Below are 22,279 nucleotides of genomic sequence, written 5' to 3'. Positions count from 1 at the left end.
CACAGCGACGTGGTTGAGCGAGAGGAGCTGATCACTCGTTTGTATGCTTGTTGGCGAACACAGAGATCGCAGCCTGACCGGGAGCGCGATAGACACAAAGCCGGGCGCCGGCGATACCGACGGCAGGCCGCAGCGCCGCTCGTCACCTCCAGCGGCTACCGCATGATGGCAGGACGAGCCGGGCAGCCGTCAAAGGCAGGCATCGCCTTCGTGCGGGCGTCAGGCCCGGTCAGGGCTGATGAAGACGCAGCGGGAAACCCATGCGTGCAGGGGCACCCGTGAAAAAAGGACAGGTAGGACAGACTGGCAGGCGGGAAGTGTTTACTCGATAGCGGCTGACCGCTGGCAGAGGATCACGCTCATCGAGTAAGGTGGTGATACGGAGGGGACGATGACTAACTGACTAAGTGCGCTCTCGAACAACACAGTGAGCGATAAGACCAGGCGCCAGTGTACGTCGTCGGGCGAAGATTAGATCCCCCCTACTCGATGAGGTGACAAACACTTACCCGCGAGCAGGCATGTAAGAACTACACGCCTACTACTACTTGGGCCAGCGTCCATGTCCCTCACCTCCTTGACCCGTTGAGCCGCGACACTCCAGAGGCAAGGCATGGCAGTAGCACCACTGCGCTCGGCACTGGAGCTGGAAAAGGAGTGCGGTCACGGGGATCACACAAACAGAACAAAGCATCATGTCTTGTCAGAGTATAGCACGCTGATGGCAGAATCGGCAAGCTGGAGCGGCGAACCTCTGAGAATCCGCCGCCCCGCAGTCACCCGTTTCTCCTAGCGGACTGGCTGGCCAGCTAAGAAGAGCTGGCCTGACCCCAATGGAGCCAGAGCAGGGCATGATAGAGCTGGGTCTCCCAGACATGCCACGAGTGATAGCCTTTTTCGATATCAAGCGTATAGCGTACGTGGTGCTGTTTGAGTACCTGAGCGAACTGCAGTGTGTCACTGTAGTAGGGCTGATCTCGGGTAGCCGCTCCCAGGAAAAAGGCCAGTTGCTGACTGCGGCGATTGCTGGCGATGGTGTAGAGCGGGCTATTGGCGCGACGGTATGCCGGGTTGCTTCCCCAGATGGGACCCTCGGCCCGGTAGTAGCCACCCAGCGAGATGACGAAACCGAAAACATCGGGGTGGTGAATGGCGATATTAGTGGCGCCGAAGCCACCCATTGAGTTGCCCCCGATGGCGCGATCGGCGGGCGCAGGGATCGTACGGTAATGACTGTCAATGTAGTGGACCAGATCGATGGCGACGTAGTTCTCCAGTAGTTGCTTTCCGTCGCCGCTATTGCCCCATTCGCTGGTGGCGCCAGGGCGTCCATTCCCATCAGGAAAAACCATAATAAGCTCGGGGATCTTCCCCAGATCGATGAGCGTGTCGGCGGATTGCTCGGCCTTGCCGCCGGTGATCCAGTCAACCATCTTGCCGGGAGAGCCGTGCAGCAAGTAGAGCACCGGGTAGCGCCGCTGTTGCCCGGCGGGCGTGTTGTAGGACGGCGGCAGATAGACCAGGAAGGAGCGCCGCTGACCGTGCAGGGCTGGGCTGGCGAAGCTATCTTTGACCACCGTCCCCTTGCTGGGGTGTCCGCTGGCGGTTCTGATGACCGGCGGGGTGTGGATACCGGTATCAGGCGCAAAGAGAAAGAGGTCGCCTGAGCCGGAGGCCAGGATCAGCGAGGCCACCAGTAGGGCGGCCAGGAGCCAGGACCTGATGAGGGCCAGGGAACGTGCTTGCTGCTCAACGGGAGGGGAGGCGGCGGAGAGCGCTAGCCCGGGCTGCGGCTGCGGCGCGGTTTGCTCCAGAGCGGCAAGGCGCTGGCGCGAGCGCAGGAGTTGCCAGAGCTGGACAACGGGATCGAACAAGGCCCGGGCCAGCGCTTCGCCAAGCGCGCACCCGGCAAAGGCGGCCAGCAGCGCCAGCGCCAGAAGCATCAGCACGGTATGGATCAAGGCCCCCACATTCAGCGGTTCCAGTTGGCCACCAGGATCATGCACCGGCTGCAGCTCGCTCGCGATGAAGTCCTGGAGATAAATCGACCAGAAGAGCAGAAGGCTGGCGGGTAAGGCGCCGGCAAGGCGGCGCCCAATCAGGCCCCCACAGAGACCAGCGCCCGCGCAACAGAAAAGGGCTGTCACCATCTGGGTACGCTGGACATCCAGGCCGAGGGCAATGAGCAGCGCGCTCAGCCCTGGTGTCAGACCAATGATCAGCAGTGCGCCGCCGAGCAGTGCCCCAACAAAGGAGAGCAGGGACGGCACAAACGCCCGCAGCGAGCGGCGCGGGCGTTTGTCAGCAGTGAGGCCCGAAGGCTGCCATATATTCTTCTTCATAGATGTACTGTGAGCAGTCTCTGATCTTGCAGGCCAGGAGCAAGCTCCCGAGCCGGTGAGCGCTGCTGGTGAGCGTTGAGAATCGCCAGCGCGATGCGTGGCAGGGCCAGCGTATTGCTCGCCGCCACGTAGCGGCTCTCCCAGCGGGGTTGAAACTTCTGCTTGAAGCGGAAGAGCGTGCGATGCTCCTCCAGGACATGGACATGTTCCAGCAGAAAGTTAGCAATGGCGCGCTGTCCGGCTGACAGCTCCTGGTTGGTATCGCTAGCGGCGATGAGGCCCAGGCTGACCAGCCAGGCGCCAGCCTGGCGAAAGCGCTCGATGGCGCGCACTAGCAGCAGCTCCATCACACCGTAAGGGGCATCGGGCGCACGACGCATCAGATCGAGGGCCCAGCCCCAATCACGGCGTATCCCACTTTTGGCGTCGTAAAGACCATAGATTGGAGTGAAGGAGACAAAGGCACACAGCCTGTCTGTGCGATCGAAGGCCAGCCCCAGCGTCAGACGTGGCAGGGGCTGGTGACCGGCCTCTGACCCCTCGCTGTCCGCCGCTGCAGCTATAAGCCAGGCCCGCTGAGCCATTGCCGGCAGCTCGCTCAGGCGTCCCATGCTGAAGCCCATCTCGGCCGTTTCGCGCGCTCCTTTCTGCCGCAGCCAGGCGCGCGAGAGCTGGACCATCTGCTCATATAGCTCTGGCGGCGGTGCCTCCTCAAGCCAGTGCAGCCTTACCCCTTCGCGCTCGGCCCGGCGGCTGCTGGTGCGGACATTAGCCATGACCGAGCCGCTCAGGCTGAAGCTGCGAGGGTCGATCAGGGCCTCCTCGCCAATTTTAAAGATGCTCAGGCCGCAGGCGCGGTAGTACGGTAGGAACTCAGGGTGAGCCTGGTAGATGGCCACCTGCCAGCCATTACGCTGGCACAGCTCCAGAAAAGCGCGACTGACCTGCTCGCGCGCCGCCGGCGGACAGAGAGGGTCGCCAGGGACCACGGCAACGTTATTGACCAGCCGGTAGGCGACCAGGCCCTCACCGTGCGGGGCCAGATAACGCAGATTCCCCGGGTCCAGGGCGAAAAAGGCCAGGGTCTCTTGCCCATAGCGTCGTAAGAGATCGAGGGCCTGACGCTCGCTCTGAGCCAGGCGCTCGCGCTGTTGCATGAGCCACCAGCGCGCGCTGACAGGGCGGAAGAGAGCCACCAGACCCGTCAGCAGCGCGGTCGCCGCTAAAATGGGCAGCGAATCCAGAAACCAGCGCGCGTGCCTGGTCAAGGGCAGCAGCTCCTGAGTTGGCAGATTCAGCATGCGGCGCAGCAAGGCCAGCAGTGTCCCACCTGGGCCGCTGGTGGTCAGAAACTGCCCTTCGATCAGATAGTAGCCACCGATGCCGTAGAGAAGGAGCAGGACGGCCCCGATCGCCAGCAGCGCGAAGCCCTGCCGGGCGCGCCAGGGATCGCTAGCCACCTGGAAGCAGGGGCGGGCCAGTAGCAGCACGCCCCAGAGAGCGCAGGAGAGCAGGGCCTCCTCAAGGGCCAGACCGCGCAGCACATGGAGCAAGGCCGACAGCGGCAAGAGGAAGAGCGTCACTTGCCAGGCGCGCTCTTTGCCGCGGGCCAGGCCGAAGGCGAGCAGGATCAGAAAGAAGCCGATCAGCAGGGCGATCGTGTGGCTGGTCTGGACAAAAGGCCAGAAAGCAGGGCCAAAAGGCGCAAGCAGAGCGATCGTCGTCAGCAGATCGTGGAGCAGCTCCAGCCGTCCCGGGTGTGGCGGAAGCAAGACCACCAGGCCATTGAGGCAGCCCAGCAAGGCCACTGTGAGCGCCAGCACGCCCCTGATTAAGCGGCGTGAGGGCAAGGCGATCGGCTTCTGGCCCGGGCCTGGCCCTAGCAAGCGAGGGAAGAAAGCGTTCATAGCCCACCCTCCGCGGCCTTCATCCCTGGCCTGGTCTGCTTCCTCTGTCGTGTCATTGGGCTGCGCAGCGCGGGCGAACCCGGGACGGCCCCAGCGCCACGCAGCAGCTCCGGCGGTGTCATACCCTTCTGCCTGTTCTGTAAGCAACCATCCTTTCAAGCCAAGTTCTTGATCCTATTATGGGTATCTCTTTCAAGGGCTGTCAATAAAGTCGTGGGTCTTTTTCAGACCAGGCGGCGGGCGGACTGGCCTGGGTCGCTTGCAGCGAGAAGGGCAGCGGCTGGGGTGCATGATTGAAACCCTGCCACCTGCTCTCTCGTGTTTTTACTCGGACCGTAGGACCGTACCCCTTGCAGCTATGAGCTGAGCTGAGCGTGAAGGGGAGTGCTATCCCCCGCCAGGAAAAGCCTGCAAGGCGGCGGTTCACTGTCGGAAGGCAAACAAACAAAAAGGAACGCACAGCAACAGGCTACTCCGATCGCTGACGGGTCAGAGAAAGCGAGTGCAGTCATGGAAGATGTTCATCAACTCCGCTCGCCGGAGAAAGGAGCGGATAGGCCGGCGGGGCAGACTGGGGCCTCGGATGTAGAGGGCCTGGTCGCTCAGCCGGAAACGGTGCGCGTCGCGCCAACGCAGGCGACGTCGGGAACAAGTGCCCGGAGGTCGGAGGTCACGCCAACCCGTGAGCCGGCGCGGCTGCCGGAACGGGGGACGCGCTATGCTCTCATCACGGGCCTGATCATGGGCGTCCTCGTGGCCCTGGTCACCATTGTGCTCATCCTGGTGAATGCCAGTCTCTTCAATGAGGCCCATCGCCAGGTGATGCGCGATGCGCTTACGGTGCGAGTAGCGTTGCTGCTAGCCGCCATCTATGGTATCACCTGGCTGGTGGCGCTGATTGTTGCTTTTGTTGGTGGTCTCATCCTTGGGCGAATCGCTGTACGTCGACGCCTGGGCTTCCTGGCAGGAGCTGTAGGCGGTATCGTCTACTCGCTACTTCTCTGGCCGACCAGCTTTATTCCTGCCTATCCGGGCAATCTAACGGGAACTGCCACGCTGGACGCCGGCACCGCTGTTCTAGAGGTGCTCTGGTGTCTGCTGTGGGGTCTGGGGGGAGCACTGGTCTGCCTCGCAGGGACGTGGGTGGCCTCGGCGCGCCATCCACATTATCGCGACCGCTGACAGGACTTGCCGCGTTGAGCGCGCCAGAAGCCTGGGAATCACACGCAAACGCGCGATCGCAGAGGGCGCACCGACGCTCTGACGTCGGCGCGCTCGCTCCCAAGGCGGGATGGACAAAGTAGTTTCGTGCCTGAAATTTTAAGAAGGGAAGGAAACACTACGATGAATAAAGATGAACTCGAGGGCAAGGCCAAGGAGGCTCAAGGTGGTCTGAAGGAGTCGCTGGGGAACCTCACTGGCAATGAGCAACTGCAGGCCGAGGGCAAGGCCCAGGGACTGCTTGGCAAGGTGGGCGAGAAGCTGCACGAGGCTGCCGAGCAGGTCAAGGAGGCCGCCCAACATGCCAGCGAGAAGGCCAAGGAGGCCAAAGAAGAACACCAGCCCTAGCCCTCTCTGATCAGGCCGCTCGCTGGTCCGCTCGCTCGCTGACCAGACCTGGCCTGGATCGCTAACGCTGGGGTCTGCTCTCGCTCGACCGAGGAGAGCAGACCTCGTTTTGCTATGTTGATTGGATTTGATCCTCACTTGCCGACCCGACAAAGAAGCCGCGCCGCTGAGGCCAGGTCTGGCCGGATGGCTTCCCTGGCTGCTCAAGTAAGGTGCGGCCCCCTCTTGCTCTCCTTCTCGGGCTAGCTCATCTCTATTAACAGAGCTTTTAGCAGTCCATCATCGGCTATTTACAAATTCGCCCTATACTGCTGAAAATACGATTAGCTGGGCTAATCGTGCCAGCTTAGTATCAAGAAGTGAGGGATCGACTATGCAAGTAATTCGTTGGCAAGGATCAAATCCTCCCGCTGAGCAAGAGATACGGCAGAAGATGCAAGAGCAAGGATTGGCTCCTTACAGTTGGTCTAACGGCCCGGGCGATACCTATGCGGTGCACAGCCACAGCTACGACAAGGTGCTCTACTGCCTGCGTGGCTCTATTCGCTTTGTCCTGCCCGACACGCCAGGACCCGAGGGCATCATTGACTTGGAGCCGGGGGATTGTATGATCTTGCCGGCGGGCACCCGTCATAGTGCCTTCGTTGGTCCGCAGGGAGTGACCTGCCTGGAGGCGCAACGGACACCAGCCAGGCGCCCCGTAGAATCAGGGCAGGATCAACCTGAGCGCTGATGTCCTCGGGCAGCGGGGCAGCCCTCGTCCCACCCATCCTTTGCCCTGCCACTCGCCCACCCATGCGCATCAGGCCGGCGTAGCAGGCCTGTTCTTCGCGGGGAGGCGGCTCTCTCTCGGGCTGGCCGCTGCCAGCGAGGAGCGTATGGGCGTCGAGGCTCCGGCGTAAAACCAGCGAAGAGAGCGAGCCGTCCCTTTGCGAAGGTGATCGCTAAAGATATACTATACTTAACGTAACCTGTATCAACGTCGCCTTCACCACATTGCGAAAAGGAGCACACTATGGGACGACTTGATGGACGAGTTGCCTTTGTGACCGGTGCCGGACGCGGGATCGGCGCGGCGACAGCGCTGCGCATGGCCGAGGAGGGCGCGCGTGTTGCCCTGGTCGATATCGACGTAGAGGGCTGCCAGCAGGTCGCGCAAGAGCTAGAGCGCCTGGGCACACAATGCCTTGTGCTGCCCTGCGACGTCTCCAACAACGCTATGGTTGAGGAGGCGGTAGAAAAGACCGTCAGCCAGTTCGGACGGCTCGATATCCTTGTCAATAACGCGGGGATCATACGCGACAACCTCCTCTTCAAGATGAGTGAAGAAGACTGGGACGCGGTGATGGCCGTCCACCTCAAAGGTGCCTTTCTGTGCAGTCGGGCCGCGCAGAAGCACATGGTACAGCAGCGCTATGGTCGCATTATTTCCCTGTCGTCGACCTCGGCCCTGGGTAACCGCGGCCAGGCCAACTACTCGGCGGCCAAGGCGGGCCTACAGGGCTTCACTCGCACGCTGGCCATCGAGCTAGGCCCCTTTGGCATCACGACCAACGCCGTCGCCCCTGGCTTTATCGACACCGAAATGACCCGCTCCTCTGCCCGTCGGCAGGGCCTTGATCCCGAGGAAGTTATTGCCGAAGCCTCCAAGCGCATCCCCGTGCGGCGCGTGGGCCAGCCGCGCGATGTAGCCAACGTCATTTGTTTCCTTGCCTCTGAAGAGGCCGGCTTTGTTAACGGACAGATCATCTACGTCTCAGGCGGGCCGGCGCCGCGCTCCTGAGCACCGATCTGGCGCGCCGGCCCTTCCTTGAGACGGCTAGTCGACAAGCCTTTGCTGCCGCCCAGGCAAGGGCAGCGTAGCGAAGCGATCGCGCTGTCAGCCAGGGACCGGAGAAAGGCCAATGGCCCCCGGTCCCTGGCTCTTTCTTCTTGCTATAGGCCCCTGACCTACAGGCCGGCGGTGCGCAGATCAGACAGGCTCCTCAGAGGGGGATAGCGGTAAGGTTGCGTGAAGAGTTAAAATAGAGACACGTATTACTTCATAAAGCGGGGAGAGTCCTATTGATCCAGGCCATGAAAGAGGAAGAGGAGAGCCGCGTGTCCAGCCAAGCGCGCCGCCAGGCCATTATCGTACTCGACTTTGGCTCCCAGTACAGTCGCCTCATTGCGCGGCGCATCCGTGAGCAGCACGTCTACAGCGAGCTGGTTCCAGCCGAAACCACGCTGGAACAATTGCAGCGTGAGAAAGCCCACCTTGATATTAAGGGGTTCATCCTTTCAGGAGGGCCGGCCAGTGTTTACGATGCCCAGGCCCCGCGCTGTGATCCGGCTATTCTGCGGAGCGGTCTGCCCGTGCTAGGTATCTGCTACGGCATGCAGCTCCTGGCGCACCAGCTTGGCGGTCACGTGGCCCCAGCTCAGGGACGGCGCGAGTATGGTCCGGCCACCATTGAGCTGCTGCCTGCGGCTGGCGACCAGGGGCGCGCTGCTGAAATCTTTGCTGAGCTGCCAGGCGCCGGCAGCGAGGCAGGGGAGCGCAGCCTCAAGGTTTGGATGAGCCACGGCGACAGCGTCGACCAGCTCCCGCCCGGCTTCAGCGTGCTCGCGCGTAGCGAGAGCAATCCCTGTGCCGCCATCGCTGGACCCGGTGGCCTCATCGGTCTGCAGTTCCATCCCGAGGTTACCCATACCCCGCAGGGGCGGGAGATCCTGCGTAATTTTCTCTTCCGCGTCTGCGCTTGTCGCGCCGACTGGACCCCCGGCTCTGTTATCGATGAGGCCGTAGCCCAGATTCGGAGCCGCGTCGGACAGGCGCGCGCCATCTGCGCCCTCTCGGGAGGCGTCGACTCTGCCGTGGCGGCCTTGTTGGTTCACCGCGCCATCGGCGAGCGCCTCACCTGCATCTTCGTCGACACCGGGTGTATGCGGGCCGGCGAGCCTGAGCAGGTCGTGGAGACCTTCAGTCGCCATCTGCATATTCCCTTGGTCGCCGTCGACGCCCGTCGACGCTTTCTGGCACGCCTGGAGGGCGTCACCGACCCTGAACAGAAGCGCAAGATCATCGGCGAGGAGTTCATTCGCGTCTTTGAGGAGGAGGCTGTCCGTCTGGCCCAGGAGCAGGGTCCGATCAGCTTCCTGGTTCAAGGGACGCTCTACCCCGATGTCATCGAGAGCGCAGGACGCGATACTGCTAGCACCGCTACGCGCATCAAAACCCATCACAACGTTGGCGGGCTGCCCGAAGAGATGACCCTGCAGCTTGTGGAGCCGCTGCGCTGGCTCTTCAAGGATGAGGTACGTGAGATTGGCCTGACCCTTGGCCTTCCCGAAGAGTGGGTCTGGCGCCATCCCTTCCCCGGGCCTGGTCTGGCAATCCGCGTTATCGGGGCTGTCGATGAACAGCGCCTGGAAACCTTGCGCGCCGCCGATGCCATCCTGATCGAGGAACTCCGCCGCGCTGGCCTCTATCGTCAGGTGAGCCAGGCTTTCGCTGTGCTCACTCCTGTCCGCAGCGTCGGCGTCATGGGCGATGGCCGTACCTACGCCCAGGTCGTGGCGCTGCGCGCCGTAACTACCGAGGACTTTATGACCGCGGACTGGGCCCGTTTGCCCTACGATCTGCTGGCCCGTGTCGCCAATCGCATCGTCAACGAGGTGCCTGGCGTCAACCGCGTCGTCTATGACATCACCTCGAAGCCACCTGCAACCATTGAATGGGAATAGTCGCTTGGGCCTGCCAGACAGCCGGCTGCCGCTGCCCGGCCTCAGCCGGCTGGGGGCAGTGCTCTGGCAGGGCCGGGCCGCAGGAGGAGATGCATCGACGAAAGGAGCAGATCGCAATGGGCGTTGATATCAGCGGCTGGATCGAGTGTCGCCGATCCTTTCTCCGGGAGGGCGAGACCACGCCCTGGCAACCAGCCATCCGCCTGGGCTTCCTCTTTCATGACCGTAGCTACGATGCCTTCGGCTGCCTCTTCGGGGTCCGGAATTACGCCAACTTTCGCCCGGTGGCCGAAGAGCGTGGCTTGCCCGAGGATGTCTCTCCGGCGGTGCGCGAAGAGTATGAGCGCTGGGGCGAGGGCGTCTTTGGGGCAGGCTGGATCACCTGGGCCGAGATCAAGGCCATTGATTGGGAGGAGCCGGCGGAACTGCCGGATGCCCGCATTCACCGTTACCGCCGCGCCGAGGATGGTAGCCTCATCTACGAGGGTAAAGCCGCCTGGGACCGCGATTTTGCTCAGGCAGTTGATCATTCCCTGATCGAGGGAATCTTCGGTACGCGCACCTGGCCGGAGGGACAGGAGTGGGAAATCAATGGCAAAGTCTACCGCTCCGTGCGGCTACGACGCAAGGATGCGCGCCCTAGTTGGGAGGTGACCTTTGCCGTCATGGAGGCGCTGGCGCGCAACTATGGCGACGATGGCGTCAGAATGATCGTTTGGTTCTCTTGGTAGTCTCCCCGTCGAATACTTATCTGGAAGTGCAGGGCGAGCCATGCGCGAATTTGAGATTCTGGTGCGCGGCTGCTTTGAGGCCGAGCGGCTCGTTGTCAGCTACGATGAGAGCCTGCGCATGCCGCGCACTCACCAGGATGACGATTGCATTGAAGCATGCTGGCATCGGAAGCTGCAAGAGACGCGAGAGCGTGGGGCTGCCCTCTACGATGGTGCCCTCTATCGCCTGGCGGCCTGGGAGGTGCGCCTTGATGGGCGCCTCTATCTGACGCTGGGTGCCACCAGCTATAAGGAGTATGTGGCGAGCCGGGAGCCGGACTTTGCGCGGGGGCGAGGGCGCAGTGAACTGAGCAACCCGCTGGCCGTCTGCTCTGTCCTCGAAACCGCCGATGGTCAGCTTCTGCTTGATCAGCGGCGCGGCGTGGATGTCTATGAGGGGCGCTATCATGTCATTGGCGGCTTCTGCGAGCGCCAGCGCGACCGCGACAGTTCCGGGCGGCCCGATCTCTTTGGGGCCATGCAGCGCGAGATCCGTGAGGAGACGGGCCTGCAAAGCGAAGATATTGCCCGTCAGCTCTGTCTGGGCCTGGCCTACGATCTGCTCACGCCCCATCCAGAACTCTGCTTCCTTTCCTCTCTGCGTATCCCGCTGGAGGCGGTCAGGCAGCGTCAGCCGGAGGATCGCGAGGTCGAGCGTCTGCTGACGCTACCAGCGCGGGCGGAGAGCTTGCGCTCCTTCCTCTTTACCCACCACGGACAGATCTCCGCGACCGGGGAGGCGGCTTTGCTCTTCTACGGCGGCTGGCGCTTCGGCGAGGCCTGGTATGCTGAGACGCTCTGGCGTCTGACCTGACCGGTTGACTGGTTGACTGACTGACCCTCGGTCAAGGCGCACCGTGCAGAAGGATGAACGGGAGGCAAAGGGGCTGGCCTGACCAGATGAGGTGGGGAAGGAAATGGCTGAGGGGGTCTGTCTGGTCGCGGGCAACGGAACGGAGCGGCGACCTCGCTGCTTGCGGTTCGCAGGCAGATAGGATATGATAGAGACAACAGAGAACAGGTACAGACAGAGAGCGCGGCCCGGCTGGGGGCGTAGTCTGGGCGGCGAGGAGCTGAAGCCAGGCCAGGCGTGCCGTGCAGCCCAGGCAGGGGCCGAGCGAGCCTGTTGCCTGCCGAGAGTATGCGGGCTGAGCCTGAATAGAGCTGGTTTGGAGGGAGGTATCGCGCTTGAGCGATTGGGTTGGCAAGTCATAAACTAAGGTGGTTGGGTTGGTAGAGTGGGAAGGGCAGAGGCACGGGTACAAGCGCTGTTCTTCTCAATGTCTGTCTGCATTTTCAGCCAGTAGCGACAACTGAACGAGATCACAAGGAGCGAACATGGGATCGGTATTCAATCCCCGAGACCCCAAGTGGATCAAAGAGTCGAGGGAGTTTCTAGAGCCGCGAGGTATCATCCCCGGTGTTGTGGAGTCGACCCCGCGCGGCGAACGCATGTGGGATATCTATTCGCGCCTGCTGAAGGAGCGTATCATTTTTGTAGGGACGCCCATTAACGACCAGGTGGCCAATGTCACGGTAGCTCAGTTGCTCTACTTGCAGAGCGAGGACGCGACCAAGGACATCTACCTCTATATTAACTCCCCGGGTGGTAGCATCTACGCTGGCCTGGCGATTTACGACACCATGCAGTGGGTCAAGCCGGATGTCTCGACGGTCTGCGTGGGGATGGCCATGAGTATGGGGGCGGTCTTGCTGGCTGCCGGGGCCAAAGGCAAGCGTTTCTGCCTGCCTAACTCAACGGTGCTGATTCATCAGCCGTTGGGCGGTGCTGAAGGCCAGGCCGCCGATATCGAGATCACGGCTCGCGAGATCCTGCGCCTGCGCCGCATCATCTATGAGATCCTCTCGCGTCACACCGGCCAGACGGTGGAGCGCATCATGCAGGACTCCGACCGCAACTACTACCTCTCTGCGCAACAGGCGGTAGAGTACGGTCTAGCCGATGATGTCCTCTCCAAAGCTGAAGAGAGCGAGCGCTAGCTAAGGCGGGGAACCGCCAAGGGCGGGTCATCCCCTTCGCCCCTGTCCGTTTGTCATTCCTGCCTGTGGGTAATGTCTGGCCCTCTTGCTTGCTCCGCATGTGTTTGCTAGCTAACACTGCACTGGCTGAGGGCGCATGGAGAAGGCAGAGCCGACGCGCACTGGCATCGGTATGGCTGAGCGCCCTGCGCTCTCTCCCTCGCTGTCGGCCTGGCTCAATCCAGGAGGAAGGCGCGGCGGGGGCAAGCTGGGCCAGATGCTGCTGTCTGGTGACAGGAAGGGGAGGTAGGGGTGGAGGGAGACGACCCGCGCCCCCGCTCATGGGAAGAGCAACTTGAGGTTATTGCTTGTGAAGGGACGCATCATTCGCTGCGTGCTCTTTGATCTTGGCGATACGCTCTGGTACCGGAAGGACCCAGAGACCTGGCGTCGCCTGGAGTTCGCGGCTAATTGTCAGGCGATCGCCCTCCTACGGACGCACCTGGAGTCGTGCAGCCTCCCAGACCAGGACGATGTGACGCTGGGCCGGTCGCTGCGCGTCGCCTTTGATGCTCAGACGCGGGCCCGCATTCGGCGTGATCCCAGCCATGAGCCGGATGGGGCTGAGGTGGCTATGGAGACGCTGGCTCAACTGGGCTGGGGTCAGATCGATCGCCAGCTTGGGGCAGCCCTCTTTGAGGCGCTGCGCGTGCGCATTATCGATTCGCGCTTGCTCTACGATGATGCGCTGCCAACGCTCGCCGAGTTGCGCCGGCGTGGCTTCCTTCTTGGGGTGGTAACTAATCGCTTGTGGGGAGGCCCTCCTTTTCAAGAGGATTTGCGGGCCTTTGGCCTCTTCGAATACTTCGATCCCGCTACTATTGCTATTTCCGCCGATCTGGGTGTGCGCAAACCCGACCCCGCGATCTTCTTGCATACGCTCCGTGCGCTGAATGTTTCTCCCGCTGAGGCGGCAATGGTGGGTGATTCGTTGCGCTCCGATATCGTCGGGGCCAAGCGTCTGGGCTTGCTGGCGATCTGGAAGCCGAAGCCGCGCGTACGGGAGGCGCTACAGGCTCGCCTGGTGGCGCCCGGCGCTGCCAGTGCCGGGGCTGCTTTTGAGCATCAGGGGCCTTGTGCTTCTTCCTCTTCGGCTGGTGGTGTTGCCGGCGATCTTCCCCCTGATCTGCCCCCGGGTCTGCATGTGACCGATGATGATTATGTGCTCTCGACGGTGCAGGGGCCGGGGAGTGATCCGTTGGCTTTGCTGGCGAGCGACGCCGAGGAGTACAAGCCCGATCTGATGATCGAGCAGTTGAGCGATTTGCTGGAGATTTTTCCGAAGGCGGGTGCGCTGTGAGTGTGAGAGGGCGTCTGCGACAGGTGCTCTTTGAGACGCTCTATCGTAATCGCTATCTCTATCGTTTTGCCAGCACGGTGCCTTTTGCCGGACAGTGGCGTGTCTGGCAGCGGCTGGTTTTGCCGCGCGTGGTGGGGCGCGACGTGCTGGAGCTGGGCTGTGGTCTGGGCGATCTGCTGGCTGATTTGTGTGAGCAGGGGTATCGCTGTGTGGCGGTTGAGCGCTCGCCAGAGATGGTGGCGGCGGCGCGGGCGACCCTGCAGCGGCGCAAGGTGGGCCAGCCAGGTCAGGTGCTGCTCGGCGAGGCCCAGCATCTCCCCTTTGCTGATGCCTCCTTTGATACGGTGGTGAGTACTTTCCCCTCTGACTATATTTTTGATCCCGATACGATTGCTGAGGTGGCCCGGGTGTTGCGTCCGGGCGGGCGTCTGGTGGTGCTTGAGGGGGCCAATTTGCTCCCGGTTGGCCTCTTGCAGCCGCTGCTGTTGCTGATCCATTGGCTGGTCTATGGCTTCTATCCTCGCTCGGCTCCTGTCGAGGAGCGCTATCGTGTGGTGCGCGTGGAGCGCGATGAGGCGAGCGGGCTGACGACCGAGGAGCTGCCGGCCACGCCCTTCGGGCTGCGCATTCCGCTGGAGCGCTTTGGGCTGCGGCGCCGTGCGGAGCGGGTGCGTAGTCGCCGCTGGGAGGCCTATCTGACGATCGGCGAGAAGCCGCGTGCCTGAGCGCGGCGGGAGCGCGGTGCCGCTGCAGGGGCGTTCAGGCCGGCGGGAGAGCGCTGAGCCAATCCTCCGGTGTGACTGCTTGTTCGAGTTCTTCCACCAGGGTCAGGGTCTGCAGGCTGACGGTGATTACCTGCTTGAGCAGGCGGACGATAAAGTCGGGGTCGTCGTGTCGGTTGGGGTCAAGGACGATGCCGCTGTGGGGGTCGCGGCGAAGCTGGTATTGTTCCAGGACCCACTCCAGCGCTGAGCGACCGCCCAGCATGTAGCGAAAGCAGTCCTCTGGGATGTCGGTCAGGGTGAGGCCGGGGCTAACCTGGATGGTGCGCCGGTCTGGGCTGAGGCGCAGGCGCGTGATGCGGCGGTTGTCGCGGTAGCTGAAGCGCTCGTCTTCGATCTCACGCAGCGGGTAGGGATTCGTCCGCTCGTAGTGGATGTGCAGGTCGAGGAGCTGCCGACCGAGGCTGACGGCGGCCCAAAAGGCTTCGTTGCGCTTCAGGAGGGGGATGCGCGGTAGCTCATACTTGAGCCGCTCGGCGTAGCGCTCGCGGTAGGCGGGATGGTGCAGGATGGCGTAGGCGTAGTGGAAGAGGTCCCATTTGTTGACCTGGGGGCCGTAGTGGCGCTGGAAGAGGGCCAGGACGCCATCGGTGATGTTCTCCTGCCGGCTGCCGTCGCTGGCGTAGATGTAAAAGGGGAGGCACTGGATCTTTTCAAAGGCCAGATCAAGATCGGCGATGTGGTTGGTGGCGAGGCAGCCGAAGGGCTTGCGGTTGCCCGGGCCGGGAACGCAGATGAGGCGGTTCTCCTCTTCGCTGGCTGGCGTGGGCAGCAGGCGGGGCCAGAGGGCTTGACGCTGGTTGAGTAGGGGATCGAAGTAGAGATACATGCTGGTGAACGGGCGAAAAAGGGCGCGGCGGATGTTGTTGGCCTGAAAGCGAGCCTCGACCTCGTGCAAGAAATGCTCTTTGAGGCGGCTGCTCCACTTGATTTTTGTTTCGTCAGCGGTGACAAAGCTATCAAGGTCGGCGGGTCTGTTGGCTCGTCGCCAGCGCGCCAGATCGCTGTTGTAGACTTCGATCATGTGTTGCACTTTCAAAGCCAATTGGGAGCTGTCGAAGTCATAGACCCAGACGTCGCGGCCCGTCTGGATGCCAAGCGAGTAAGCTGCAAAGATAGTCAAATGATCGCTGTCTTTCTCAGACATTGCTGACCGCTTGCCTTCCCTGCTCCCCAGCGGCAAGAAGGTACTCCACTCGGGTCCCGACTGGGGAGCCAGCCATTGCCGTGGTGTGGGTGGCTGCAGTTGCTGCCAGGGGATGTGGCTGAAGCTGCGTTTCTCGCGCAGGAAGCTGAGTTTCTCCTCTTTGCGCCAGTCTTCGGGGACGCGATAGTAGTAGAGGCGGCGCTCCTGGTGATGGGCCGCCCGAATCGCCAGGGTGATCCCAACGCCGACCTGGATGCCAAAAACGTTGTGGGTGGTACCGGAGAGGCGCGGGTTGCGGCGGACGTTACCATGCAAATCAAGATGGTAGATGTGGGTGAAGTCCTGGAGAAGATGATAGCGCATGCCGTCAAAGGCGAGCTGGTCAATAAAGGAGTTGTTGGAGACGAAACAGACGATGCCGTCGCGGCCCCGCAGGCGGTCGCTGGCCCAGCGGAAGAAGCGCACATAGGCATCGTAGAGCATGTTGCGATTGGTGGCCTGGGAGTCGCGGACGTAGGTTTCGCGAATGCGCTGGTCAAGGAGCTGGTAGGGGCGGTTTTTGTTGTTCTCGTTCTCACGCTTCTGGCCGACGTTGTAGGGCGGGTTGCCGATGATGACCATGATGTCGGCCTCTTTCTCGCGCAGGACCCGCTGCGTGTTCTCTTCGACAAAGTAGAGCCGCGGCTGCGTGACCACAGTGCCGCCGTTGCTGCGGACGCGATCAGCCAGCTCCAGCGTGTCGACAAAGCAGATCCCCGCAAATGGTTCATACTCCCCCATGCGCTCGTAGTAGGCGTGCTCAATGTTGAGCGAGGCGATATAGTAGGGCAGGAGCATGATCTCATTGCAGAAGAGATCTTCGGTGTATTTCTGGCGCAGGACCCCGCGGGGGAGCCGCTTCAGGATGTTGACCACGAAGTTGCCGGTACCGGTGCAGGGGTCAAGGACCTTGACCCCGGGCGTTGCCAGCGAGCAGCCAAATTCGCGCTGGAGGGCCTCGTCGACGCTGGCGACCATGAAGTCGACGATCTCCTGCGGCGTGTAGACAATGCCGTGGGTATCGGCTTTTTGGACGGAGAAGCCTTGAAAGAAGCGCTCGTATACCGTGTTGAGGAAGCGCTGACGCTCCGTCCAGTCGCGGATGCTGCGCGCGGCCTCCTCGATGGCCAGATAGAAATGATCGAGTGAACGCAGGAATTCTTGCCGGTTGAAGGCGCGGCTCGTCAGGGCGCGAATGACTTGCTCGATTTGGGCGGCGATGACGTTGCGGTTGACAAAATCAGGATTGTCGAAGACGGTGCGAAAGAGACGCTCGGTGAGCAGGTGCTGCACGAGCATTTCGGTGATGTCGGCCTGGCTGATCTGCGGGTTGAGGTTGCTGCGGCAGAGAGCGATGAAGTCGTTGAGGGCTGCGCTGAAGGTCCGGTTCTGGGTGGCTTCCTGCTGGATGATGTGCAGGAGGCGCGCGGCCAGCTCGGGAATGCGGTCCTGAAATTCTTCGACAGCGGCTTCGAAGCGGGCGATCTGCGGTTCGGTGTAGGTCAGAAAGCGCGTCAGGAGGTCGCGCAGCTCGTTGTCGTCGTCCAGGTTGAAGAGGAGGCGCTGACCGTCCTGGTAGAGGATGGCCCGCCGGCTGTTCTCGAAGAGGGTGTTACGGAGAGGATAGCCAGCCTCAATTTTGCGCTGGACTTCGCGTTCGAGGTCGAGGTGGGGAGCCTTGGCCTCCCAGAGACCGCGAATGAAGAATTCGTTGACGTCGCGCAGCACGCCGTCAGGTCGCAGGCCGTTGGGCAGGGTTTGCTCAGGGATGAGCTTGAGATTGACGGCGGTGGCGGTCTCCTCTAGCAGGCGCTGAAAGGCGCTGCGCAGGGCCAGCTCATGGGTGGCGAAGCCCTCGTAAGAGCGGAGCTGTTTGCGGTAACGCTCGATGGCGCGCTTGAGTAGCGTGGGCGTGAGCGCGGCGGGCGTGCTGATGAGAGCCTCGGTGGACATGGACGACGACCCCTTTCTGTACGTGTGCTGTTGTGCTCTATTATACACACGCTGGTCTTCCTGCTCCATCAGGTAGGCGATGACACGCCGCAGTCCGCCCACTACTTCGGCAAAAGCGGCATCCTGGTTGGCCCAGGTCGAGATTGGCCGGGCGTTGCCTGGCAGAACCTGAAGATGAGCGAAAGGGGCATTGGCCCAATCAACGGGCCGCAACAGAATTGGGACTACCTGGGCCTGACCTCGCCGCTGACGCTCTAATGCACGCTGCATTTCAACGCCGTAGCAATAGTCAGAGGCCATGAAGGCAGGACTGATCAGCAATAGGATAAGCTGCGCCTGCTCCAGTTGTTCGCGGATGCTGCGCCGCCAGTCGCTGCCCGGCAGGAGGGCACCATCGTGCCACGTGACCAGTAAGCCCTGACGCTGGAGTAGGGCTAGATGCTGCTCTAGCCGCTCCAGAAAGGGTCGATCTTCGCGCGCGTAGACATAGAAGAGCTTTACGGGCGTCGCCATGCTCGCGCACCTCGCCGCTGCTCGCTACTCACCTCAGGGCATTCCGCTACTGCTGCTTACCGTCGCTCTCTTCCCTGCCCTCTTCCTCCTGCGCCGCCTGACGCTTCTCATTCTCCTCTACGATGAGTCCAAGGCGCTTCTGCCAGATCAGGGGCGGCGTCGGCTCGTAATCGATCAGCTCCGCCGGCGTCACCTTTAAGGCCCAACAGAGCTTGTCTAAGGTATCCGAATCTATGATCGCGCTTGGGTCGCGAAAAATCTTTCGAACAGTTCGGTAATCGACATCTGCCAGCCTGGCTAGCTGGCTCATGCTGATGCTCTTGCGTTCAGCTATCTCTCTTAATCGCAGGCGTATCATGCTGGTGCCCTGTAGATATGTCCTCAGAGGGAGTGTAGCAGATTCCCAGACTTGACAGCAGTGGCAACGTGATATACACTATAGAGGTAAGCTCTATAGAGCTAGCATAATAAGATAGCTCTATAAGATAGCATTAAAATCATAGGTCCATCTGCTATATAGCCGTTAGACGAAGCTGAGCCGGGGTGCTGTTGAATTGGAGGACTGGGCCGGACCGGCCAGCGTCAGTGCAGGAAGGAAGAAAGGAGAGAGCGATGTCCGGTGACGAAGGAAGGCCAGAGGAGAAGCGCGACGTTGAGCAGCCCGAGATCAGCCAGGAAGTTGAGCGCTTGAAGGAGCAGCTAGCGCGGGAGTACGCGCAAGCCCTGCGGGATGGCGAGCGCGATGCCGCACCCTCCTACGAGACCTATGAGCGGCTGGCCGAGCTAGCCGGGGATCGCGCAGCCAGCCTTATCCTCAAAGAAGTCATCGAGGCAGTTGAACGTCGCATCTATGGCCTCCTGCTACTGGAGGAGCCGGTCCAGGGTAACGGGCACCTTCACTGACCACAGGAGGGGCACTGAAGTTCAGAGGGAGGGGCAAATCAAGCTGCTTACCGGGCAGACCCGAGCGTCTGCCCGGTAAGCAGACAGACCGATGAATAGATGAGAGGCCCACACAACCACTGTCGACCCAGGCCGCGAGAGGTTCTCTTCAGCTCTCCGCAGGAGGCTGAGCGGAACCTCTCCGCCGGCTATCGCCGGAGTGGCGCCGCGAGCGAGGGCCCTCGGCCCCTGGGTCTGGCGGTTGCGGATCGGAGGCGGATAGCTCTAACAAAGAGCGCACAAAAGCCAGCAACTCAGCAGGATACTGCTCCCAGGGAGCCTGACCGCTGTCATACTTGCGCTGCAGCTCCTCTAGCCGCGCCAGCGCCTCGGCATAGCGCGGCTCCTGGCTGCTCAGCAGCTCTAGATTCCAGGCCACCAGGCTGCGCAACTGCTCAGCCTTCAGCAGCGGAGTCCTACTCTTCTTGAGCAGCGTTGTCAGGCGCGTCAGACTCACGCGGCGCAGATCCAGCGCTGTCGGAGCAGGCTGAGCGCCCCTCACCTGCTGCGCGCTGCCTCTACCGGAGTAGCGCGCCATCAGGCCCTCCTCAGCCAGGCTGGCGCGCGGACGCTCAAGCAGCTCATCCAGGCTGCGGCACTGCTGTGCGCGCTGCATAATCCTGGCCGTCAGTCCCAGCGCCTCTACCGGGCCGACGAAGCGCGGCGCCCTCCTATCAGGCAGCAGCGCCGCATACAAGGCCTCAACGCGCTTCACCTGCCCAAAGAAGGCCTGGCGCAGCTCATAGCCTCTGAGCAAACGATCGGCAGCCTGCCGAGCGGCGCTGTCACGCTCGTGCTCATCGCTGGCGGCCAGCAACCTGGCGACATCGACGCCGCGGCGCTCGCAGAGATCCAGCGTCTCCTTAAGAGCCTGCTCCAGCTCAGCCACAAGCTGGCCTTTCTCCTGGATGGCGCTGACCTCTGCGCTGACCACTTCACGGCTGACCCGCCGGTGGGCGCGTCTCGCCTGAGCAAGCACATGCTCAGCGGCCCGACTATACTGCTGTTGCAGGGCAGAAAGCACGGGCCAGTGACCGAGATAGTCGACGACTAGCCCGCAGGGCTTCTCTTCATCGTCTACCCGATTCACCGCCGTCAGGGCCGCCAGCAAGAGCGGACCCCGTAAAGGCCGATCGAGATACAGCGTCGACAGCGGAGGAGCCGCCAGGCTCGCCAGCCAGGGATCACACGTAAAGACAAGGCGCAGAGGATCATGCGCATCGCGGAAACGAGCGACCAGGTCCTCTGCGTAGAGACGCTCGTGGTGAGGACGGACCTCGACCGACTCGCAATAGACCCGACCCGGCGTATTGTTGAAATCGGCAAAGCGGCGATAATCATCGGGCGAGGGAGCGATGACCACAGCCATCTCTGTTGCTCTATAGGTGGCCAGGCGTTCATCAAGAGCAGCGCGGCGCCGCCAATCGAAGGTCTCATCGCGCTCCCGCTGCAGCCGGCGTAGCAACCGCTCCCAGAAAGAGACCACCCGATTATAGAGGCGCACAGCAGTGATCTTATCAAGCGTCAGCACGACCGCCTTAGAGCGCCGGCCCCGCTCAAGCCAGTGCTCAACCAGATCGCGCGCCACCAGATCGAGGCGCTCGGGCTGAGTGAGCAACGCGTAGGGAGTGCGCAGGCGCTGGGCCAGCTCCTCCTGATGCTCGCTGCAAGGGCCAGCGGCCTCGGCGAGCTGATGCATGGCCTCAGCAAAGCCAGGCGGGGTCTGCATCCCCAGGAAGGCGCTGCGGTCCTCGTAATACACAGGCAAAATAGCGCCATCGGCAAGGGCCTGGGCGCAGGGGTAGCAACTCAGGTAAGGACCAAAGAGGCTGCGCAGCGCCGGCTCCTCATCCTCAGTGCAGGGCGTCGCCGTTAGCCCAAGAAACGCCGCCGCGGGCAACGCCTGGCGCATCTGTTGCAATTGCTCTAGAGTGCAGCTATGCAGCTCATCGACAATCACCAGCAGATCCGTCCGCAGGGAGAGCGCTTCGGAGGAAGCAAAAGCTGAAGGCAGCGCGAAGTAGAGCGGCGGCGTGCCAGAACCCGCAGGAGGACGCTCTAGCAAGCGTTGCAGCTCGCCCGCCGTCGTCGCGGGCGCTGTCGCCGCCTTCGTCTCTTTCGCAAGCAAACCGCAATCCGTCAGTGTCCGTACAAGCTGGCGCCACAGATCCTCGTGACCGGTCACCACCAGACAGATTGGCTTTGGCTCGTCACGTTGCCGCCGTACCTTCTGCAGCAGAAATGCCAGCGTATAGCTCTTGCCGCTGCCGTGCGTTTGCCAGAGCAGTCCAAGCCGACCCCGCACGGCTCCACTTTCGCGCAAACGGGCATAGGCGGCATTCGTCGCCAGGTACTGATGATTGCGCGCCACAATCTTCGTGGGGCGAGGCGTCGTAGAGAACAGCGTGAAATGCGCGATCAGATCAAGCAGGCGCGCTGGCTGACAAGTAGCGTAGAGCGCCGTCTCTAGCGAACAGTCCTCTAATGCATCTTCATCCTGAACGCGCTTCCAGGGAGTAAGCAGAGGCCAGGGGCTGTCGACGCTGCCCACCCGGTTCAAGGGACCATTCGACAGCAGAACGAGGGCGTTATACCACAAGAGCTGTGGTAGCTCAAGACGGTAGCGACGCACATAGCTCTGATAGAGCTGCTCCAGCGGCTCGACGCCGATAACAAACAGAAGAAGCGGAAAGCCGTTGAGAAAGCCGACCAGGGGAAGACAGTGCGGACCACAGCGTCCCTGAACCCAGTAATTCGAGATCAGCCGCCACTCATTCGCGGCTGGCTGTTGCCAGTCGATGAGGCGCAGAACCGGACCGGCGCCTGCCCCACTGGCCGAGGCGGCTGCCCTGGCCTCGCTCGGACTGGTGAGTCGCCGACGACCAGGCGTAGCCTGGGTGGCCACAAGCGGCCCTTCTGTATCGCCCAAGGGCAGGCCCTCGCACAACCACTGATAAAGCTCGCGATTGGCACTCAGCGGATGCACGGCGCCGCGGTCGCGTGTCAGCAGCGCACAGGCGCGAGCAATCTGCTCCGCACTGGCCTCGGGATTGAGGCGCTGCAACGCTGTGCGCAGCGACCCGAGCAGTACCACCTCCTCTGCATTGCTGCGCCCAGTAATGGCGTAGTGGCCTTCCTCCTCAGTGGAGGCATCCTCATAGCGATAGCCCATCTGCTCCAAAGCGTGAATGGCCCGAGAAACTACGACGTTTTTGATGACCTGCGTAAACTCCATAGCGTAACCTTCTT

16 protein-coding genes are annotated in these 22,279 nt (G+C 62.1%); 11 read left to right on the top strand and 5 right to left on the bottom strand.

Going from position 1 to position 22,279, the window contains the following annotated elements; genetic code table 11:
* Nucleotides 1-809: 809 nt before the first annotated feature.
* Nucleotides 810-2,342: an alpha/beta hydrolase gene (locus tag AC6H1L_RS09945; RefSeq protein ID WP_497601333.1), complete on the bottom strand. Its 1,533-nt coding sequence runs from the start codon at nt 2,340-2,342 to the stop codon at nt 810-812.
* Entirely contained in the window at nt 2,339-4,249 is a 1,911-nt protein-coding gene (locus tag AC6H1L_RS09940) for a bifunctional lysylphosphatidylglycerol flippase/synthetase MprF (protein WP_497601332.1), read from the bottom strand. Before AC6H1L_RS09940 ends, AC6H1L_RS09945 begins: the two co-directional genes overlap by 4 nt.
* Nucleotides 4,250-4,759: 510 nt before the next feature.
* Here AC6H1L_RS09940 and AC6H1L_RS09935 point away from each other — a divergent pair.
* The 10 genes from AC6H1L_RS09935 to AC6H1L_RS09890 all read left to right on the top strand — a co-directional run bounded on the left by AC6H1L_RS09935 (nt 4,760) and on the right by AC6H1L_RS09890 (nt 14,379).
* Nucleotides 4,760-5,431 carry a hypothetical protein gene (locus AC6H1L_RS09935; protein WP_497601331.1) on the top strand — a complete coding sequence of 224 codons (672 nt, stop codon included), beginning with the start codon at nt 4,760-4,762 and terminating at the stop codon, nt 5,429-5,431.
* Nucleotides 5,432-5,593: 162 nt separating this feature from the next.
* Nucleotides 5,594-5,818, top strand: a complete 225-nt coding sequence (locus tag AC6H1L_RS09930) for a CsbD family protein (protein WP_497601330.1) — start codon at nt 5,594-5,596, stop codon at nt 5,816-5,818.
* A gap of 373 nt (nt 5,819-6,191) precedes the next feature.
* Nucleotides 6,192-6,551 (top strand): cupin domain-containing protein, encoded by a 360-nt coding sequence (locus AC6H1L_RS09925; RefSeq protein WP_497601329.1) that lies wholly within the window; start codon nt 6,192-6,194, stop codon nt 6,549-6,551.
* A 282-nt stretch (nt 6,552-6,833) separates the two neighbouring features.
* The gene (locus AC6H1L_RS09920) at nt 6,834-7,601 is read left to right on the top strand and encodes an SDR family oxidoreductase (RefSeq protein ID WP_497601328.1); all 768 of its coding nucleotides are present in this window, start codon (nt 6,834-6,836) and stop codon (nt 7,599-7,601) included.
* A 293-nt stretch (nt 7,602-7,894) separates the two neighbouring features.
* Nucleotides 7,895-9,544, top strand: a complete 1,650-nt coding sequence (guaA, locus tag AC6H1L_RS09915) for a glutamine-hydrolyzing GMP synthase (RefSeq protein WP_497601327.1) — start codon at nt 7,895-7,897, stop codon at nt 9,542-9,544.
* A gap of 89 nt (nt 9,545-9,633) precedes the next feature.
* Nucleotides 9,634-10,275, top strand: coding sequence for a hypothetical protein (locus AC6H1L_RS09910; RefSeq protein WP_497601326.1), 642 nt, complete (start codon nt 9,634-9,636; stop codon nt 10,273-10,275).
* A 40-nt stretch (nt 10,276-10,315) separates the two neighbouring features.
* Nucleotides 10,316-11,128, top strand: a complete 813-nt coding sequence (locus AC6H1L_RS09905; protein ID WP_497601325.1) for an NUDIX hydrolase — start codon at nt 10,316-10,318, stop codon at nt 11,126-11,128.
* 638 nt (nt 11,129-11,766) lie between these two features.
* Nucleotides 11,767-12,315: an ATP-dependent Clp protease proteolytic subunit gene (locus tag AC6H1L_RS09900; protein WP_497601533.1), complete on the top strand. Its 549-nt coding sequence runs from the start codon at nt 11,767-11,769 to the stop codon at nt 12,313-12,315.
* A gap of 349 nt (nt 12,316-12,664) precedes the next feature.
* Nucleotides 12,665-13,654, top strand: a complete 990-nt coding sequence (locus tag AC6H1L_RS09895; protein WP_497601324.1) for an HAD family hydrolase — start codon at nt 12,665-12,667, stop codon at nt 13,652-13,654.
* A complete protein-coding gene (locus AC6H1L_RS09890) occupies nt 13,651-14,379 on the top strand; it encodes a class I SAM-dependent methyltransferase (protein ID WP_497601323.1) in 729 nt (242 codons plus the stop codon). Before AC6H1L_RS09895 ends, AC6H1L_RS09890 begins: the two co-directional genes overlap by 4 nt.
* 34 nt (nt 14,380-14,413) lie before the next feature.
* Here AC6H1L_RS09890 and AC6H1L_RS09885 read toward each other — a convergent pair whose 3' ends face one another.
* A complete protein-coding gene (locus AC6H1L_RS09885; RefSeq protein ID WP_497601322.1) occupies nt 14,414-18,088 on the bottom strand; it encodes a type ISP restriction/modification enzyme in 3,675 nt (1,224 codons plus the stop codon).
* Nucleotides 18,089-18,134: 46 nt separating this feature from the next.
* Nucleotides 18,135-18,398: a helix-turn-helix domain-containing protein gene (locus AC6H1L_RS09880; protein WP_497601321.1), complete on the bottom strand. Its 264-nt coding sequence runs from the start codon at nt 18,396-18,398 to the stop codon at nt 18,135-18,137.
* A gap of 302 nt (nt 18,399-18,700) precedes the next feature.
* On the opposite strand from AC6H1L_RS09880, the gene AC6H1L_RS09875 reads away from it, so the two are divergent.
* Nucleotides 18,701-18,991, top strand: a complete 291-nt coding sequence (locus AC6H1L_RS09875) for a hypothetical protein (RefSeq protein WP_497601320.1) — start codon at nt 18,701-18,703, stop codon at nt 18,989-18,991.
* 148 nt (nt 18,992-19,139) lie between these two features.
* On the opposite strand, the gene AC6H1L_RS09870 is transcribed toward AC6H1L_RS09875, so the two are convergent.
* Nucleotides 19,140-22,265, bottom strand: coding sequence for a type I restriction endonuclease (locus AC6H1L_RS09870; RefSeq protein WP_497601319.1), 3,126 nt, complete (start codon nt 22,263-22,265; stop codon nt 19,140-19,142).
* Nucleotides 22,266-22,279: the final 14 nt, after the last annotated feature.

The sequence above is a fragment of the Thermogemmatispora argillosa genome, assembly GCF_059696725.1.
Note: the sequence above shows the minus strand (reverse complement) of the source record. Positions and strands in the feature narration are given on the sequence as shown.

Bases quoted from the DNA above. Each gene is read 5' to 3' on its own strand.
- AC6H1L_RS09920 (WP_497601328.1), top strand. From the start codon at position 6,834: ATGGGACGACTTGATGGACGAGTTGCCTTTGTGACCGGTGCCGGACGC.
- AC6H1L_RS09885 (WP_497601322.1), bottom strand. From the start codon at position 18,088: ATGGCGACGCCCGTAAAGCTCTTCTATGTCTACGCGCGCGAAGATCGA.
- AC6H1L_RS09940 (WP_497601332.1), bottom strand. From the start codon at position 4,249: ATGAACGCTTTCTTCCCTCGCTTGCTAGGGCCAGGCCCGGGCCAGAAG.
- AC6H1L_RS09925 (WP_497601329.1), top strand. From the start codon at position 6,192: ATGCAAGTAATTCGTTGGCAAGGATCAAATCCTCCCGCTGAGCAAGAG.
- AC6H1L_RS09935 (WP_497601331.1), top strand. From the start codon at position 4,760: ATGGAAGATGTTCATCAACTCCGCTCGCCGGAGAAAGGAGCGGATAGG.
- AC6H1L_RS09870 (WP_497601319.1), bottom strand. From the start codon at position 22,265: ATGGAGTTTACGCAGGTCATCAAAAACGTCGTAGTTTCTCGGGCCATT.
- AC6H1L_RS09930 (WP_497601330.1), top strand. From the start codon at position 5,594: ATGAATAAAGATGAACTCGAGGGCAAGGCCAAGGAGGCTCAAGGTGGT.
- AC6H1L_RS09880 (WP_497601321.1), bottom strand. From the start codon at position 18,398: ATGAGCCAGCTAGCCAGGCTGGCAGATGTCGATTACCGAACTGTTCGA.
- AC6H1L_RS09910 (WP_497601326.1), top strand. From the start codon at position 9,634: ATGCATCGACGAAAGGAGCAGATCGCAATGGGCGTTGATATCAGCGGC.
- AC6H1L_RS09875 (WP_497601320.1), top strand. From the start codon at position 18,701: ATGTCCGGTGACGAAGGAAGGCCAGAGGAGAAGCGCGACGTTGAGCAG.
- AC6H1L_RS09945 (WP_497601333.1), bottom strand. From the start codon at position 2,342: ATGAAGAAGAATATATGGCAGCCTTCGGGCCTCACTGCTGACAAACGC.
- AC6H1L_RS09905 (WP_497601325.1), top strand. From the start codon at position 10,316: ATGCGCGAATTTGAGATTCTGGTGCGCGGCTGCTTTGAGGCCGAGCGG.
- AC6H1L_RS09900 (WP_497601533.1), top strand. From the start codon at position 11,767: ATGTGGGATATCTATTCGCGCCTGCTGAAGGAGCGTATCATTTTTGTA.
- guaA (WP_497601327.1), top strand. From the start codon at position 7,895: ATGAAAGAGGAAGAGGAGAGCCGCGTGTCCAGCCAAGCGCGCCGCCAG.